This window comes from Mesorhizobium sp. P2_E10, assembly GCF_056404235.1.
Genome location: NZ_JBFUEK010000011.1, coordinates 124,231 through 141,710, shown reverse-complemented (window position 1 = coordinate 141,710; position 17,480 = coordinate 124,231). Strand labels below are relative to the sequence as shown.

General features: G+C 61.6%; 14 protein-coding genes and 1 tRNA gene. 7 read left to right on the top strand and 8 right to left on the bottom strand.

All coding sequences use genetic code 11. From position 1 onward, the window contains the following. A partial coding sequence (locus AC1D0N_RS24735) for a DUF5801 repeats-in-toxin domain-containing protein (protein WP_477248591.1) occupies positions 1 to 2,931 on the bottom strand: 2,931 nt, incomplete at its 3' end. Positions 2,932 to 3,253: 322 nt separating this feature from the next. On the opposite strand from AC1D0N_RS24735, the gene AC1D0N_RS24730 reads away from it, so the two are divergent. Then, complete coding sequence (locus AC1D0N_RS24730; protein WP_477248590.1) at positions 3,254 to 4,198, top strand: transglutaminase-like cysteine peptidase; 945 nt, start codon at positions 3,254 to 3,256, stop codon at positions 4,196 to 4,198. Between the two features lie 23 nt (positions 4,199 to 4,221). Here the strand turns inward: AC1D0N_RS24730 and AC1D0N_RS24725 are convergent, their stop codons facing one another. From AC1D0N_RS24725 to AC1D0N_RS24705, 5 genes are all read right to left on the bottom strand, one after another. Next, positions 4,222 to 4,863, bottom strand: a complete 642-nt coding sequence (locus tag AC1D0N_RS24725) for a ribbon-helix-helix domain-containing protein (RefSeq protein ID WP_477248589.1) — start codon at positions 4,861 to 4,863, stop codon at positions 4,222 to 4,224. After that, complete coding sequence (locus AC1D0N_RS24720; RefSeq protein WP_477248588.1) at positions 4,853 to 6,142, bottom strand: HlyD family type I secretion periplasmic adaptor subunit; 1,290 nt, start codon at positions 6,140 to 6,142, stop codon at positions 4,853 to 4,855. Before AC1D0N_RS24720 ends, AC1D0N_RS24725 begins: the two co-directional genes overlap by 11 nt. A 45-nt stretch (positions 6,143 to 6,187) precedes the next feature. Continuing rightward, the gene (locus tag AC1D0N_RS24715; RefSeq protein WP_477248587.1) at positions 6,188 to 8,320 is read right to left on the bottom strand and encodes a type I secretion system permease/ATPase; all 2,133 of its coding nucleotides are present in this window, start codon (positions 8,318 to 8,320) and stop codon (positions 6,188 to 6,190) included. A gap of 38 nt (positions 8,321 to 8,358) precedes the next feature. Next, complete coding sequence (locus AC1D0N_RS24710) at positions 8,359 to 9,810, bottom strand: TolC family protein (RefSeq protein WP_477248586.1); 1,452 nt, start codon at positions 9,808 to 9,810, stop codon at positions 8,359 to 8,361. Between the two features lie 447 nt (positions 9,811 to 10,257). Continuing rightward, positions 10,258 to 10,347: transfer RNA gene (locus AC1D0N_RS24705), tRNA-Ser, on the bottom strand. Between the two features lie 304 nt (positions 10,348 to 10,651). Here AC1D0N_RS24705 and AC1D0N_RS24700 point away from each other — a divergent pair. From AC1D0N_RS24700 to AC1D0N_RS24685, 4 genes are all read left to right on the top strand, one after another. Further along, on the top strand, positions 10,652 to 11,437 hold the full coding sequence (locus AC1D0N_RS24700) for a hypothetical protein (RefSeq protein ID WP_477248585.1): 786 nt from the start codon (positions 10,652 to 10,654) through the stop codon (positions 11,435 to 11,437). A 180-nt stretch (positions 11,438 to 11,617) separates the two neighbouring features. Further along, complete coding sequence (locus AC1D0N_RS24695; RefSeq protein WP_477248584.1) at positions 11,618 to 11,941, top strand: hypothetical protein; 324 nt, start codon at positions 11,618 to 11,620, stop codon at positions 11,939 to 11,941. 67 nt (positions 11,942 to 12,008) lie between these two features. Further along, positions 12,009 to 12,674, top strand: a complete 666-nt coding sequence (gene msrA, locus AC1D0N_RS24690) for a peptide-methionine (S)-S-oxide reductase MsrA (RefSeq protein ID WP_477248583.1) — start codon at positions 12,009 to 12,011, stop codon at positions 12,672 to 12,674. A 212-nt stretch (positions 12,675 to 12,886) separates the two neighbouring features. Next, positions 12,887 to 13,876 (top strand): BMP family lipoprotein, encoded by a 990-nt coding sequence (locus AC1D0N_RS24685; protein WP_477248582.1) that lies wholly within the window; start codon positions 12,887 to 12,889, stop codon positions 13,874 to 13,876. A 94-nt stretch (positions 13,877 to 13,970) separates the two neighbouring features. Here the strand turns inward: AC1D0N_RS24685 and AC1D0N_RS24680 are convergent, their stop codons facing one another. Both AC1D0N_RS24680 and AC1D0N_RS24675 read right to left on the bottom strand, forming a co-directional pair. Next, complete coding sequence (locus AC1D0N_RS24680) at positions 13,971 to 14,375, bottom strand: hypothetical protein (RefSeq protein ID WP_477248581.1); 405 nt, start codon at positions 14,373 to 14,375, stop codon at positions 13,971 to 13,973. A 9-nt stretch (positions 14,376 to 14,384) separates the two neighbouring features. Continuing rightward, positions 14,385 to 14,591 carry a SlyX family protein gene (locus AC1D0N_RS24675; RefSeq protein WP_477248594.1) on the bottom strand — a complete coding sequence of 69 codons (207 nt, stop codon included), beginning with the start codon at positions 14,589 to 14,591 and terminating at the stop codon, positions 14,385 to 14,387. Positions 14,592 to 14,810: 219 nt separating this feature from the next. Here AC1D0N_RS24675 and AC1D0N_RS24670 point away from each other — a divergent pair, with 219 nt between their 5' ends. Then, entirely contained in the window at positions 14,811 to 16,343 is a 1,533-nt protein-coding gene (locus AC1D0N_RS24670) for an ABC transporter ATP-binding protein (RefSeq protein WP_477248580.1), read from the top strand. Further along, complete coding sequence (locus AC1D0N_RS24665) at positions 16,340 to 17,479, top strand: ABC transporter permease (protein WP_477248579.1); 1,140 nt, start codon at positions 16,340 to 16,342, stop codon at positions 17,477 to 17,479. Before AC1D0N_RS24670 ends, AC1D0N_RS24665 begins: the two co-directional genes overlap by 4 nt. Position 17,480 lies beyond the last annotated feature (1 nt).

The window sequence follows — 17,480 nt, the reverse complement described above, 5'->3', positions numbered from 1 at the left end:
GGTCAGCGTGAACACCAGCGCGTTGCTGCCGGCCGTGCGGCCCTCGACGACATTGCCATTGAGGACCAGGTTCACCGCCTGGCCGGTTGCCGTGTCGATCAGGCCCGAAGGACCTGCCACCACGCTCAGCCCATAGATCAGCGTGCCGGCGCCATCGGCGCCGAAGGCCGAGGTGAAGTTGGCGGCGAAGTTCGCCGTCGCGTCCGTCGCAAGCACCGTCTCGTCGACCGTCAGCACAGGCTGGGTCGCTGCCGAGGCCGCCGCCGTCGGAGCATCGTCATTCAAAGTGATTGTCAGCGTGCCGGGTGCCGTCGAGCCGTCGGCGTCGGTGATGACATAGCCGAGGTTGACCGTCGCGTTGTTCTCGTCGTTCGGACCTTGGCTCTGAAGCACGTTGTTGAGCAGCGTAACATGATAGGCGCCGGTCGCCGGGTCGGTGATCTGGACCTGGAACAGCGCAGTGCCGATACGATCGCCGCTGCTGGTCGTCGCTGTCAGCGTATTGGTGCCGGCGTCCCAGCTGTAGGTCACGTTCTCTTGGCCGACCGTGCCTGCCGTGCCGTTGAGGGTCGCGAACGAGAAGCCGTTGGCGCCGGCGCCGTCGCCGCCGACACTGCCGCCCAGCGTGCCCGAGAAGCTTGCTTCGCTGCTGGCGGGACCGTCGGCATCGCCGACATTGGCATTGATGTCGCCCGTCGTGCTCGCCGGATTGCCGCCGGCAAGCCCGTCGTCATCGACCGAAGCCGCGGCCGTGCCGCTCGTCGGCGTATTGGCGTCCGTCACTGCGAAGCTGATACCGGCCGTCGACGTGTCGCCGTCGCCATCGGTCACCGTATAGGTTGCCGAAGCCGCGCCCGTGCCAAAAACGGAACTGTCAGCGGTGAAGGAGTAGTGGCCGTCAGCCATGACCTTGATCGAGCCATCGCCGATATCGATCGTCTGCGAGTAGCCGTCGTTGCCAAAGACCAGCGCCGTGGCGCCGATATGCGTCACCGTGGCGCCATCGGCGCCGGCGACGAAGTCCAGCGTGCCAGTGATGGTCGCACCTTCGGCAACATTCTGCGAGGCTTCATCATGCGCCGTCGGCACGTCGTCGGATACCGTCACGTTGACCGTGCCGGTTGCCTGGGTGCCATCGGTATCGGTGGCGACTACGCCGACATGGCCCAGATTGACCAGGTCGTCGAGATTGATGCCGGGATGGGCATCGTAATTGTTGTTCAACGTCGCCGTCACCGTCGCCACGTTGTTGGCAACCGACAGATCCAGCGTCACCACCGTCACGGCGCCGTCCTTGCCCACGACCTGGGTGTCCGACACCCGGGTCCAGGTCAGGTTCGCGGTGTTCAGCCCGCTCAGGTCGGTGCCGAAGGCAATCGAGGCGATCGCATCCGAGCCCGGCGTGAAGGTGATCGAGTTCGAGGCGAAGTCCGGACCGGCCGGCGTCGAGCCGTCGCTCAGATTCTGGTCGTCAAGCGCCAGCGTGATCGGAGCACCCGCAGCCGGGCCCGCGCCGTCCGTGATTGTGAAGGCGATGTTGGCCGTCGAAGTGTCGAGGTCGCCGTCCGTCACCGTATAGGTCGCGTTGACCGCCACCGGACCGGAGCTGTTGTCGACCGAGGCATCCGGCGTGAACGAGTAGGACCCGTCCGCCTTCACCTGGATGGTGCCCGCGCCGATGTCGATGGACTGCGAATAGCCCGTGCCAGGATCGAAGGTCAGCAGCGTACCGTTGATATGCGTCACCGTCGCGCCATCGGCGCCGGCGACGAAGTCCAGTGTTCCGGTCAGCGCCGGGGCACCTTCCGCAATCGACTGCGAGGCTTCATCATGCGCCGTCGGCACGTCGTCGACGATCTGGACGGACAGCGTGCCCGGAAGGGAGACGTCTCCGTCGGTGTCGGTAACCGTCACCGTCATGTTGTCGAAGATGGAATCGATCCCTGCGTCGGGGTGAGTCGCGCTATGGACGAGCGTGTAGCTGTAGCTCACCTGGCCTGTGCTGGCGTCGTAGCCGTTGACGGTCAGCGTGTTGCCGAGCGGCGTCGTTATGTCGATCGGCGTCGATGCGCTGTTGGCAAGGGCAGCGCCCGAAATCACCTGGCCGGCGATGGTCAGCGAGCCGACACCGTCTGGCGAGGTGATGGTGAAGGTGCCGGTGTTGATCTCCGACTGGTCGGTGTTGGGCGAAGGATCTTGCGCCTCGCCCGAGCCTTCCGACCCCGAGCTTGCCGGCAGGCCCTTTTCATTGACGATGGTGTCGCCGCCACCGACGGAAGGCGTTAGGTCGATGATCGAGGGAGTGGAATCCGGCCGCAGGCTTGGGAACAGCTCGCGATGATCCGGCTGGCCGAACGCCAGGTCTGTCGGGGGCAACAGTGCCGACAGGTCAAACCCGTCGCCGATGCCACCGGGGGGAACCGAAAAGTCTGCGCCCGCACTTGGGTTCGGACCGCCTGGACCGGCCGATATGGAACCATCGGCACCGAAGGCGACATCGACATGGCTTGCTTCAAGCGCGGCCAGCAAGGCAACGCGCGGCACCTCGACGTCGCCGATGATGAAGGTCGGCACGTTGAGGGCGCCGTCCTTGATGACGATGACCGAGCCATCAGCCTGTTCGAGCACGAGGTTGTGGCCGTCGACCTTGATGTTGTCGATCGAGACGTTGGCCGGAAGCTTTACCACGTTGCTGGCATCGGCCACATATTCGTGGGGCGCAGCTGTCGCCGGGGCCTTCGCCTCCGCAGGTGCATCTTGTTTGACGGGCGCGCCGCTGCCGACATCGACCGGTACGGGTTCGGCAGGCGCGGGCTGAGCAGCCTGCGCTACCTGGATAGCTGCGTGCGACGGCAAGCCGTCATGTTCATGGGGAGCAGAGTGCGCGTCCCAAGAATTCGAGACGGTATCCAACTCGTTACTGGTCGTCATAGCCAAACCCCTCCGGTATTTCCCGGATAGAGACAGTGGCCACTTCCGCTTTGCAACTATCCCGCAATCGTTTTCATATACTATGATATGTGCGTCGTAGCATTTTTTACATGTGGTAAACTCAAAACATATAACCCAATATGCAAGGGCTGGGACGCGATCCGCTTGGCGCCTCTCAGTCGCGACTCGTTGGTAAACAGAAGTATAAAGTTAAATAAAATTTGATACAAAATAGACGTCGACAGTTTCCGGAAACTTGCCCACCTTCCTTTCCAGTAATTTGAGACAAGATTGGTAGCGTCCACAGTCAAAGGTGGGCGTTATGAAAAAAGAAAAATCTGCCCTGGGGACAACCGGGCTCAAACTGCTCCTGCTGGCAATGGGCATCGCAAGCCTGCCGCAGCCATCATCCGCGAGCGCCATTTCAGTGGATGTCGGCGCTGCCGCTGGGTTGCTGGCGAAGGTCGAAACCCCGCCCAGTCTCGGTGGCGTTTCGCTGGCCCGGCCGCAACCCTGGCAGCCTGCTCCAGCCTACAGGATCGGCATGATTTTCGCCAGCTATGGTCCTGCTGCGGCCCATCAACAGGGTGGTCCTTCGACCGCGCAGGACGATGTCGCAATCGATCCCATCAAGACGGCGGCGATCATTCCGGGCGTGTTCGGTTCGGTTGCCTTGTCGATGCGCAATTTTCCGGTTTCGGCGCGCTGGGCGCCTGTCTACAAGGCAATCGTCGACTGTACCGCGGGCAGTGCGTGTGAGCGCAAGAGCAGCACCTTTGCCGGGATCGTCAAGGAGGCAAAAGACAAGCGATTCGTCGACAAACTGTCTTTCGTCAACGCAAGCATTAACCGCGCCATCGCCTACAAGAAGGACAGCGTGGTTTATGGCAAGCTCGACTACTGGGCCAAGCCCTCGGAAATCCTCGAGCGGCGGGCCGGCGACTGCGAGGATTTTGCCATCCTCAAAATGGCGGCGTTGCTGCATGCCGGCATTCCGGCGCAGAGCATGTCGCTGGTTGTTTTGCAGGATCGCAAGCGCGGTTTCTTTCATGCCGTGCTGTCGGTCAGTACCGGCAGCGGCGCGTTCATTCTCGACAGCCTGAGCAATGTGGTTTCGCGCGACAGCGACCTGCCGAGCTACGTGCCGCTCTATTCGTTCAGCACCGACCGCGCGTGGATCCACGGCGCCAGAACCGGCACGGCGCAAATGGCTGACATTAAGGGGGGCCTTTCGACGGTCGCGCCTGGCGAGGGTCTGCAGCAGTAGATCCGTCAGGGATTTCGGGCGTTTTAGCCGCCGAAGACGAATGCCATCAGCAACTCGGGCTCTATGACAGGCGCCCGCGCCGCACTCAACTGACCGCGGTACCGGCGTTCACCGACGCCGATCACAAACCCGGTGGCAACAGGCGCCTCGCCATTGGCGTCGAGCCGCGCAAATATGTCCGCGACATTGAGGTCCAGAGCTAGCTTCAGGTCGTGTCGCGCGTCATCGGTTGCGGCTATCGGCAGCTGACGCTTGACCAACTGCTGGAACGGCGCATTGAACGTCAGGATCTTCTTCGACGATGACAGGGCAAAGGCCGGTGAGGGGCAGGCGAGCAGAATGGCATTGATCGTCTTGATCGACGCCAGCCTTTGCAAGGTGAGGTTCTCATCGGCCAATCCACGCATGCAGGCCACCCGGATTGCCGATGTAAGGTTTCCGGTATTGGCATGACTCTCGGCGATTTCGTCGATCAGCATGCCGATCGTACACTTCCGACGTTCAGCCATCTGCTTTAGTGATGTCCAGAAAGCCCGCTCCAGGCGGATGCCGCGCCGCGTGCCGCCCCGCGCCACAACCCGGAACTCCAGTCCGAAATCCTCCGTCGCCAGCGGTGGCAGCAGCCGGTCGCGACCGGCAGGAGGGGAGACAGTGCTATCGCTCACTCATGGCCTCCTCTCGCGCCTTGTTGATCGGCTTCATAAGGTAGGTGAGGATCGTCTTGCGTCCAGTCTTGATATCGACCGAACAGATCATACCGGGGATGATCGAATAGGTCTTGCCGTCGCGTGTCAGCGTCGATTTGTCGGTGGCGACGCGCACCTGATAGTAGGGTTCACCAGTCTTCTGGTCGACCAGGCTGTCGGCGGTGATGTTCGAGACCTTGCCTTCGATGCCGCCGAAGATCGAGAAGTCATAGGCGGTCACCTTGATCAGCGCGTCCTGGCCGGGCCGGATGAAGGCGACGTCTCGCGGTGAAACCCGTGCTTCGACCAGCAAGGTCTCGGAGGTCGGCACGATCCCCGCGACGACCGCGCCGGGCTGGACGAAGGCGCCGACCGTGTTGATGTCAAGTGTGTTGACGATGCCGTCGACGGGCGAGCGGATGTCGGTGCGCGCCACCTTGTCGGTGGCGCCGCGTATCGTCTCATCCACCACCGAAAGGTCGGCCAGCGCCTGCGTCAGATCGCTCAGCGCCTCCTGTTGCAGCTGCAGGCCGAGCTCGTCGACCTGAAGCTTGGCTTCCGTGATGGCCGACTTGGCTTTCTTGATGGTTTCGCCGGCGAGCGTCAGCTGACCGTTGAGCTCGGTCTGCTCGCGCTCGACGCGGAGCTGCTCGGTTCGCGCCATCAGGCCCTTCTTGACCATCGCTTCGACCAGCTTCGCCTCCTGGTCGCTGACGGCCAGATTCTTGGTGAGGCGATCGGCATTGGCGTTGGCTTCGTCCAGTTCCTTCTCGCGCTGATCGAGGCGCGACTTGAGAACCGACAGCTTGACTTCGAAATTGTCGCGGCGCGCGATGAGCAGCTTCTGCTCGTTGTCGCAGATTTCCGGCGCCACCTTCTGGATCTCGGACGGACAGGGAAATGCGCCCTCGAGATTGCCGGTCTGTTCGAATTGGAGCCGCGCAATGCGCGTCTGCAGCGCCCGCGCCTTGGCCTGCTGCTCGCCAAGGCTGGAGGTGTTGAAGGTATTGTCGAGGCGGATGATGAGGTCGTTCTTCTTGACGACCTGCCCGATCTTCACGGCAATTTCCTGAACGACACCCGGCTCGCTGGCCTGGATGATCTGGGTCTTGGAGGCAGGTATGATCTTGCCGTCGCCGCGCGCGATCTCATCGACCTCGGCAAAGGACGCCCAGGCGACGGAACTCACAAAAAGCGCTCCGATGATGAATATCGACGCCGACGCAAAAAGCGGCGGTCGGTCTTCCCTGGTAAGCATTTCCTACGCCCCAACGTATTCAATGTACTCGATAAGTCTGTTCTGTCAGGCGCTTGTTTTCTGTAGCGCCTGTATCACTTGGTCTTTCGGTCCATCGGCAACGATCTTGCCCTGCTCGATGACAATCAAGCGGTCGGCCAGCTCAAGCATGCTGAAGCGGTGCGTCGAAACGATCAGCGTCGTGTTGCGATCGAAAGCCACTTTGAGCTGCTTGATCAGCTGGCGCTCTGAAGCCAGATCCATCGAGCCGGACGGCTCGTCGAGGAAGACGATTTTCGGTTTGGTCAGCAACAGGCGGGCAATCGCCATTGTCTGTCTCTGGCCGCCCGAGAGATTGGTGCCGCGCTCGCCGACATTCATGTCGTAGCCACGCGGGTGGCGGGAGACGAAATCGTCGACGCCGGCAGCCTTGGCCGCTTCGACGATCTGCTCATCGGTCGCCTCGGGGCAGGCCATCAGGAGGTTCTCCTTGATGGTGCCCGAAAACAGATCGTTGGCCTGCGCGACGATCCCGACGGCGGCGCGAACCTCCGATGGGTGGTATTGACGGATGTCGATCCCATCCAGCAGCAGCTCGCCGGAGGTCGGCAGGAAAAGCCGGCCGATCAGCCGGCCCATGGTTGTCTTTCCGGAGCCTATGCGGCCGATGATGCCAATCCGCTCACCTGGTTTCACCGAGAAATTCAGACCGGTCAGAACCTCGTTTTCGGAGCCCGGATAGACGAAACCGACATTCCTGAACGCCATCGCGCCGTTGCGAATGGGGCGATTGACGAACCCCACCGTGTCCGGCCGATCCTCCGGCTGGGCCATGATGGAGTTGACCATTCGCAAGGAGAGCATTGCCTGGCGAAGTCTGGACAAGGTGATCGCGATCTGCCCAAGCGGAGCCACCGCCCGGCCCGCCAGCATGACGGTACCGATGATGGCGCCGGTGGAGACATGCCCTTCCGAGAAGGCATAGGCGCCGGCCACGATCAGGGCGACGGTGACCATCTGCTGGATGGCTTGCGTGATGTTGCCAGCGGCAGCCGAAAGCTGCTTGATCTTCTCGGAGGTGTTGGCCGCGTTCTTGGAATGCTCTCCCCATTTTCGCAGGAGATACGCCTCCGCCCGCAGCGACTTGATCGTCTCCAGCGTGGAGATGGATTCGACCAGCAGCGCCTGGCGTTGCGAAGCCTCATTCATGGAGGCGGCGACACGTTTGCCGATGCGCCGCTGCGTTATCAACCCAACGATCACGGAGGCGACAAAGGCAATGGCCGGTATGATGACCAGCCAGCCGCCTATCGCATAGATGACAAGAAGAAAGACGAAAACAAATGCGGTGTCGATGAACACGCTGATGGTGTTGGACGTGAAGAATTCGCGCACGAATTCGTATTGCGTCACCCGATTTGCGTATTCACCGGTTGAGCCGGGGCGTGCCGACAAGGACGAGTTCAGCACTTTCTCGAACAGCAGATAGGAGATGCGAAGATCGGCCTTGCGCCCGGCATAATCGATCAGGGAGGCTCTGGCGGTCTTCAAAAGCAGGTCGAACAAAATGACCGCGCCGATCCCGATCGACAGCACCCAGAGCGTCGATATCGCCTTGTTGGGCAATATCCTGTCGTAGACATTCATGGTGAAGATCGGCGAAGCAAGGGCCAACACATTGATGAAGACCGCCGACAGGACGACCTTCGAATAGGTGCGCCAGAACGGACCCATCGTTCCGGTCAGCCAATGTCGCCGTTCGATCTTAGCCGCCGAACCGACGTTCATCCCCTCGAGCGCGTTGGCATAGGTTATCGAGAAGGAAACGCCGCCGCTTATGTAGCTTCCGGAAAGCTCGGATTTGCTGATGGTTGTGCGACCGTCTTCCTGGGGAGCGGTCGTAAATCCGCCATCCTCGGTCTCGGCAAGCAGCGCAACCGGCAATTGGCTGACGCGAAACAGAATGGCGGGGAGGTCGATGCGTCCGCGAAGAAAATCGCGATGACTGAACTCGGTGATTTCGAGGCCGATGCGCTCGGCAAGATGCCGGATGGCGTCGATCTCAATTTGCGTGTCCGACAGCGGCACACCGGCGAACAGCACTGTCTCCGCGCTCGGCCTGCCGAGATATCCGGCGACAGCCGAAAAGCAGGCCTTGAACGCCTCTTTGGGGGACAGGATTTTGGGTTGTGGGTTCACGATCTGCCCGCGGGACTATCGTTCGACCTTGGGCCCTCCTACTTCTTTTTTCTCACCGGGGCGAGGATATCGAAAGGCAGATCGTTTGTCTGCTTCGACGGCGTCCGCGCATAGGTCTCAGTGTCAGCCGTTTCCGGTGCTCCGAACTCGGTCCGCGCATAGGCGGTGGCTTGCTTTGCCGGTTCGAGGTTCATTGTCTTCAGCAACTGTCCGGTTGCCGCCAGCAGCCGATACTGAGCGAAAAGCGATGCGTAGGACGCGGTATCCGCCAGCGTGGCCGTGTTGAACCGAGTATTCTGCGCATCAAGCACGTCGAGCAGGGACCGTTGTCCGACCTTGAATTGTTCGCGATAAGACGACACCAGCCTTTCGTTCGCGGCAGCTTGCTGCTTGAGCGTCTTTGCCAGGTCGGCTTGCCGGAAGCGGCGATCCCATGAGGTGCGGACAGCTTCCTCGATTTCCCTCAAGACCTGATGCAGGGCGAGACGCTGCTCGCTGGTGCGGCGGATCTGCTCCTGTTCGTTGGCCTTGTCGATGCCGCCACGGTAGAGGTTCCAGCGCAGGACGACCCGCGCCTGCAGGTCGCTGGTGTCGCCGTCGGCGCCATCGATGTCGGTTCCGGCCCGTGCGATACCTTCGGCGATGACGGAGGGTCCGAATTTCGCCCGTGCAGCATCCACAAGGGAGGCCGCCGCGTCGATGTCGCTGTTGGCCATGTGCACGCGCGGATTGCTTTCCCGCGCCAGGCCGATTGCTTCATCAAGCGACCTCGGCAGTGCGGCGGAGACATCGCCCGGCCTTGATGCGTTGGTCAGCGGCTTCCCGACGGTTTTGAAGAACCGTATCTTGGCCGCTTCCAGTTCCTCGGTCGCTTCCTGCATGCGCGCCTTGGCAGCAAACAGCCGTTCCTCGGCCTGTTGCCGGTCGGCCTCGTTCAGCGCCCCGCCTGCAATGCCTTGCTGGATGTCGCCGAGAATCGCCTGATGGAAGCCGAGGTTCTTCTTTGCCTCGGCGACGATCGAAGCCTGCAGCATGTATTCCAGATAGTCCTGTACAACCGAGAGCCCGATGAATTCGGAGCGCTCCAGCACCCGGAAGGACGCACCATCGACGCGCGACGCCTGACGGTTCAACTCAGCCCGCCTGGCTCCGCTGTCATAGAGCGTCTGCGAAACCGTGAGATCGGCTTCGGCCGGATAGAGCGCGTCATCCTCGATGGAGAGCGCCCGCCGGGACGGGTTGTCGAGACGGCGAGCGCCCGCGGATCCTTCGAGGTCGACGCTGGGAAGATACAGCCCTTTCGCCTGGCGCAACTCGAATTCGATTGCTTCGCGGTTTTCGATTGCCTGGCCAATCTCGGGATTGGACTCCACCGCAACGGCCATGGCCTCTTTGAGAGAGAGCGCATGAGCACTCCCGCAGCTCAATATGGCAACCGTCGTCAGCAGGCCAAGGCGCTTGCTTATGGCCGACAGAGCTGTCGTATTCATATTATTCCACCCCAACTTATTCCACCCCAACGGTTCCCCTGTGCCTTTTTCAGGCACCACAACCCAAGCGTGATTGTCCACAAATTCACGAAAGATGTCAGTGCTTATTGACTTTAGAGGCCACTAAAAAGGTGGATTCAAGCAATAAGGTTTCGGAATGTAGCAAAAATGGCACAGAACCAATACCCGCTGAGCTGTCAGGCAAAAGCCATCAGAGTTCGAACATGGCAAACGAAGACATTCGCGAAGAGGGCTATAAGCGAGTCTCCCCAAATAGCCTGACTATTTCTGGGTGTATATTTCTCTGCGAGCGCGACCGGCAGCACCTTGGTGGCGGCTGCAGGTGAGCTTTAGCCTGTTGCCAGACGCCTCGAAGCTGGAACGCACACTGTGGTTGAGCGGTGCCGACCGGGTACCGGTGTTTCAACAGTCTGCGACCCTCGAAACTGGCGGAGAGAGCGGGATTCGAACCCGCGTTACGGTCTCCCGTAAACACACTTTCCAGGCGTGCGCCTTCAACCACTCGGCCACCTCTCCGTCTTAGCATTTCGCATCGGCCGGTTTCGCCGCGCGGGTTGGGGAAATGCATCACCCCTTGGGAATTCCGGCCGGAAACTCCGCACCGTGGGCGCCGTCAACCAGCGAACACCCTTTCCCCGCCCCTGAGCCGTCAAAGCAACAGGTGCGGGGCTCATCTAGTCGATCCGGCGTCGAATGCCAAGCCATAACGGGCATTCTATTCGCCTTGCCGGGATTGGCGTCTTTTGCCACGCCGCGCCCCGACGCCTGTCGTGGCGGCGGCAACCGAATAATGTGCACAGGCAGGGCCGTAGAGCCTGCCATGCTTGACTTCGTCGCTGGCCGCCTGTCGAGTAGCCGCGAGGCTTTGCGGGGGCATCGTCCGACCATGACATCGACCAATCAACAGCCAGTCGGGCAGCAGCCAACCGGGCGGCCGGACAGCGGGCTTTCCTATATTCCGCCGGCATGGCTGATCTTCGTCATGGCCTGGTCGGCCTACAGCCTGATTTCCGCATGGCGCCTGACCACCACCGACTACGACCTGCCGGACAGCGTCTTCTATCTCGTCTATGGCGGCCTTGCGGCCAGCATCGTCACCATCCTTTGGGGGCTTTATTTGCTCGGCCTCGCCTTTAACCGCTCGGCGCGGTTCCCACGCCATTTCACCATCTGGCAGGTCGCCACCATCCTGTGGCTCGCGGCAAGGCAGGCCTATATGCTGGTCGTGCCCGATTTCGCCTTCTCTGGCCGCGGGCTGGCCGTCACCGCGGCTGAAATCGCCATCGGGTTGCTCTGCATCTATCTGTTGCGACGCGGCGCAGGCGCCGAGACGGCTTATGCCAATCCCGAAAGCGAAAGCCCGCCGGTGCTGGTCTCGATCATCGCCGCCTTGCTTGGCATCATCCTCGGTGCGGCTCTTGGCGCCGGCGCCGGCTTTGCCGCCGGCGCGCTGATTGCCGAAACCACCGACATGAGCTGCTTCGAGGGCGCCTGCGGCTACTTTGCCCTGTTCATCGGGCTGGCCGGCCTGGTTGTCGGGGCGATCGCCGGCGGACTGTTTGCCGTCTGGTGGGTGCACAGGCGAAAGCGGAAGCCGGCAACATAGGTCCAGGCTTCAAATTCGCGTGTCACGATTGCGAACAAAGCGGGCACGCACTATCTCTCGGTTCGCAACACAACCAGAAAAAGTCTAGGGCAATTCCAGGAAAAGTGTGAAACGGCTTTCCCTAGGGAATTGCGTTAAAACAATGAGATACGGCGCCGGAAAAATCCGGGGAGGGTCTGGATGTTTCGCTTCATCTTTCGTCTCGCGGCAATGATATCGCTTTCGGTTTCCGTCATCATGGCGGTGTTGGATGCGACGCGGTCGGTGGCGGCTTCCGCCCTGGTGATGACCCCGCTCAACACCAGCTGGCTTGCCGTCTCGCCGGATACGCGCAGCGCTTTCGAGAGCTTTATCCGCGACAAGGTCAATCCGATGCTGTGGGACAGCGCCATCGCCTGGGTGCTCAACCAGCCCGGTTTTGCGGTGTTCGCGGTCGCGGCCTTCATCCTCTATGCGATCGGCTACAGGCGGCAGCGGCGGAGCGGACAGTTCGCCCCGAACTGACGATCTGCTGATGATCTGTCGGCGTTGAGTTTCGAGCGCCCCAAGCCCTTGGAAAGGGAGACTGCGCATGTTTTTTCTCAGCGATATGCTGAACAAGAAACTCAATCTGCCGAAGCCCTCCGAGGCGCTGCCGGGCCGTATCAAGGCGATCGCCACGGCCGCCAGGCATTTTGTCTCAAAGCGGCCGCTCAAGGGACCCTATCCCGAAGGGCTGGAGACAGCGATGTTCGGGCTCGGCTGCTTCTGGGGCGCCGAGCGCCTGTTCTGGCAGCGCGAAGGCGTCTGGGTCACTGCCGTCGGCTTTGCGGGTGGCGTCACCCCCAATCCGACCTACCAGGAAACCTGCACCGGCCTCACCGGCCATGCCGAAGTGGTGCTCGTCGTCTACGACCCTAGGATCGTCTCCTACAGCGACCTGTTGAAGCTGTTCTGGGAAAGCCACGACCCGACGCAAGGCATGCGCCAGGGCAACGATGTCGGCACCACCTATCGCTCGGCGATCTACACGTTTGGTGACGCGCAACACCAGGCGGCGATCGGGTCACGTGACGCTTACGAAGCCTCCTTGCGCGGTGCGGGCCGCGGCAAGATCACCACCGAGATCGCGGCGGCGCCCGAATTCTATTTCGCCGAGCAAGACCACCAGCAATATCTGGCGAAGAACCCCTATGGTTATTGCAACCTCAAGGGCACTGGCGTTGCTTGCGCCATTTCGGCTGCTGCCTTGGCTTAAGGCCTTTGGCGAAAGGAATTGGTCGTGGCGCTGCGTCGCGGCGCCACGCTTTTCCAAAAGGTCAAAATTCCGCGTGAATTTTGTTTCGGGCCGTGCCAGATTGGCCCTGAGCGGGAGGGGAATACACTCCTGCCTGACGTCGCATGCCTGCCGGTGAACCGGGCCGGTATGCGGTGCGTAACGGAAAAAATAACCGACAGGGTGTGGATCACATGAAACGTATCGTTCTCGGCCTTCTGGCCGCAACTGCAATGGTTCTTCCGGCTTTGGCCGCGGATGTCCAGCCGGCCATCCTCTACGATCTCGGCGGCAAGTTCGACAAATCCTTCAACGAGGCTGCCTTCCACGGCGCCGAAAAGTTCAAGACCGAAACCGGCAACGCCTATGTCGAGTTCGAGGTGTCCAACGCTTCGCAGCGCGAGCAGGCCCTGCGCCGCTTCGCCGAGGACGGCCGCAACCCGATCGTCATGGCCGGCTTTGCCTGGGAGGATGCGCTCAAGGCGGTCGCGACTGAATATCCTGACCTCAACTTCGCCATCATCGACGATGCTGTCGATCTGCCCAATGTCCGCTCGCTTGTCTTCAAGGAGAATGAAGGCTCCTATCTCGTCGGCATAATGGCGGCGATGGCCTCGAAGTCCAAGAAGGTCAGCTTCATCGGCGGCATGGACATTCCGCTGATCCGCAAATTCGAATGCGGCTATGTCGGCGGCGCCAAGTCGGCGGGTGCGACCGAAGTCATCCAGAACATGACCGGTGACACCCCGGCGGCGTGGAACGATCCGACCAAGGGCGGCGAGATCGCCAAGACGCAGATCGACCAGGGCTCCGACGTGGTCTATGCCGCGGCCGGCGGCACCGGCGTTGGCGTGCTGCAGGCGGCGGCCGATGCCGGCAAGCTCGGCATCGGCGTTGATTCCAACCAGAACGGCCTGCAGCCCGGCAAGGTGCTGACCTCGATGCTGAAGCGCGTCGACGTTGCCGTCTACACCGCTTTCATGGACGGCAAGAACGGCACCTTCAAGGGCGGCCTGCAAAATCTCGGCCTCAAGGAGGGCGGCGTCGACTACGCCATGGACGACAACAACAAGGCGCTGGTCACCGACGAGATGAAAGCCGCCGTCGAAAAGGCCAAGGCCGATATCATCGCCGGCACGGTCCAGGTGCACGACTACACCACCGACAACGCCTGCCCTTATTGATCCTGCCAAATAGATCGCAAACCGCCGGGCATCGTCCCGGCGGTTTTGTTTTGAGCAAGGTTTTGCCGCGTGAAACGTCGGCGCGCCCGGCCGCCTAAAACTTTCCCACGAGATAACCCAGCGCAAAGGCTGCAATCAGCCCGAGGGCGATGACGGTTCCGCGCCGGCCGCCGAGCGCGTGCAGGCCGACGCCGTAAGGTCGCCGGCTAAGGCCCTGGATCATTGCCGGCGGTCTCATATCGCTGCTGTCGAGGCTGGAAAGGCGCATCTGTGGCAGTTCGGCGATGCGTTGGGTGATCAGTTCCCAGCGATTGTCGGGCTCTGCGCCCGTTGCCTCAGTGCGATCGAAGATGTGCATGCGCTCGGCCAGCCGCATCACCGCGTCGCGGAAGGCGGGGTCGATCTCCAGATCGCGCTCGGCGCGCTCGCGGTCCCGGTCGTTCATCAGGCCAAGCACATAGTCGCCGGCCCGCGCAACGCGATCGCTTTCACTGGCCATCGTCTCCTCCTACCAATGCGGCGGCTTGGTCACTGGCACATCGGATGCAGACTGTTCCTCCAGCGCCAGAAACCGTTCGCTCAGTGCATCGAGCTTGCGCTGCATGCGCTCGATCACCTTCCACTGCTCGGCGATCTGGCCGGACAGTTCGTCGATGGTCTTCTCCTGCTCGGTGGCGCGGATTTCCAGCGTCGTCAGCCGGTCGGCAGGCATGATCATTTCTAAAAATCCCTGGTCTTGGCCCACGCAGCTGCAAAAAGCTGCGAATTTCGGATTCGCCATATTAGCGAATGTGAAGGTCGCGGCCATGTTGGAAATTGACAAGCACGCAGGGATTTGTCGAGAGTGAACACCGCTTCGGCCGATTGGCATGGGCGGGGCATCATGCTAGGCGTTTTGACCAAGCGATAAAAAAATAAGAGTGGGACAGGCTGCATGGCGCAAGCCGCAATCGAGCTTATCGGCATCAACAAGAGTTTTGGCGCCGTGCGCGCCAACCGCGACATCAATCTGGAGATCGCCCGCGGCGCCATCCATGGCATCGTCGGCGAGAATGGCGCCGGCAAGTCGACGCTGATGTCGATCCTCTACGGCTTCTACCAGGCTGACAGCGGCGAGATACGCGTCGGCGGCAAGCCGGCGTCGATCAAGACATCCAATGACGCCATCGCGCTCGGCATCGGCATGGTGCACCAGCATTTCATGCTGGTCGACAATTTCACGGTGCTGGAAAACATCATCCTGGGCGCCGAAAGCGATGCGCTGCTGAAAAAGAGCATCGCCAAGGCACGCTCCGAACTCGAACGTCTCGAACGCGAATACGGGCTCGAAGTCGACCCCGACGCGATCATCGAGGAATTGCCGGTCGGCCTGCAGCAGCGCGTCGAAATCCTCAAGGCGCTCTATCGCGGCGCCGAGATCCTGATCCTCGACGAGCCGACGGGCGTGTTGACGCCAGCCGAAGCCGACCACCTGTTCCGCATTCTCAAGCAATTGAAGGAACAGGGAAAAACGGTGGTTCTGATCACTCACAAGCTGCGCGAGATCATGGCCATCACCGACAGCGTCTCGGTCATGCGCCAGGGCACGATGGTGGCGACGCGCGAGACAGCTAAGACCACTGTCGAGGAACTGGCCGAGCTGATGGTCGGGCGGCGCGTCCTGCTCCGGGTCGAAAAGGGCGAGGCGGAAGCCGGCAACGTCAAGCTCGCGGTCAAGAACCTGACGGTGAAGGACCAGCGCGGTGTTACCATGGTCGACGACATCTCCTTCGACATCCGCGCCGGCGAGATTGTCGGCATTGCCGGCGTGGCCGGCAACGGCCAATCCGAATTGCTCGAGGCGATTTCCGGCATCAGGCGCGCCGTTTCCGGCTCTGTCATGCTCGACGGCAAGCCGATAGACCTGACCGGGGCCGCCGATCCCGGCGAGTTGCGCGACCGTGGGCTGGCCCATGTGCCGGAAGATCGCCATCATGTCGGATTGGTGCTGGCCTTCGAGGAGAACGAAAATTCCATCCTCGGCTATCACGACGACCCCCGCTACCTCAAAGGACCGTTCCTCAACATCGATGCCATCATGGCCGATGCCAAGGACAAGATCGAGAAATACGACATCCGTCCCGGCAATCCGCGCCTGAGGACAGCGAACTTCTCTGGCGGCAACCAGCAGAAGATCGTGCTCGCGCGGGAAATGGAACAAGACCCGGGTGTTCTCATCGTCGGCCAGCCGACGCGCGGCGTCGACGTCGGCGCCATCGAATTCATCCACAAGCGGCTGATTGCCATGCGCGACCAGGGCAAGGCGGTGCTGGTGGTGTCGGTCGAACTCGACGAGATCCGATCGCTGTCCGACCGCATCCTGGTGATGTTTGCCGGCCGCATCGTCGGCGAGCGCGGCCCGGAGGCGACCGAAGGCGAGCTCGGCCTGCTGATGGCGGGTGTCGAGCGCCAGGAGGCCGCAGAATGAGCACGCCTTACGCCAAGCTGCCGGCCTGGGCCGACTATGGGCTGATCCCGCTGATCAATTTGTCGGTCGCCTTCATCGTTGCCGGCTTCGTCGTCATGTTGGTGGGCGAAAACCCGCTCCGCGCCGCCGTCATCCTGGTCGAGGGCGCCTTCGGCAAGGGAACCGGCATCGCCTTCACGCTGTTCTACGCCACCACTTTCATCTTCACCGGCCTGTCTGTGGCGGTGGCCGCGCATTGCGGCCTGTTCAACATCGGCACAGAGGGCCAAGCCTACATTGCCGGCCTCGGCGTCGCCGTGGTCTGCCTGACCTTCGACAGCGTGCTGCCATGGTGGCTGACCTTTCCGCTGGCAATCATCGCCGGGGCCGCGGTTGGCGCGCTATGGGCTTTGATCCCGGCCTATCTGCAGGCCAAGCGCGGTTCGCACATTGTCATCACCACCATCATGTTCAACTTCATCGCCGCGTCGATCATGGTCTATCTCCTGGTCGGGCTGTTGAAGCCGGCAGCCTCGCAAGCGCCGCAGACCCGCAACTTTCTCGCCGGCGCCGAACTCCCCAAGCTCAACTGGATCATCGAACTGTTCGGCGCCAAGATCCGCTCGGCGCCCTTCAACATCTGCTTCCTGCTGGCGCTGGTGATGGCTTTTCTGGTCTGGCTGCTGATCTGGCGCACCAAGCTCGGCTACGAGATGCGCACCTATGGCCACAGCCCGAAGGCAGCGCGCTATGCCGGCATTTCAGAGACCCGCATCATCATCGTCGCGATGATGATCTCGGGCGCGCTGGCCGGCATGATGACGCTCAATCCGGTGATGGGCGACCAGCACAATGTGGCGATCGACTTCGTCTCCGGCGCCGGCTTTGTCGGCATCGCCGTGGCGCTCATGGGCCGCCTGCATCCGGTCGGCATCGTGCTGGCGGCGATCCTGTTCGGCATGCTCTACCAGGGCGGCGCCGAACTCGCCTTCGAGATGCCGGCGATCAGCCGCGACATGATCGTCATCATCCAGGGTCTGGTTATCCTGTTTGCTGGTGCGCTGGAGCATATGTTCCGTCCCTATGTGCAGGCGCTATTCGCCTCGTTCAGTCCGAGGTCGGTCGGCATTGAAGCGGTCAAAGGGAAGGGCGCCTGAG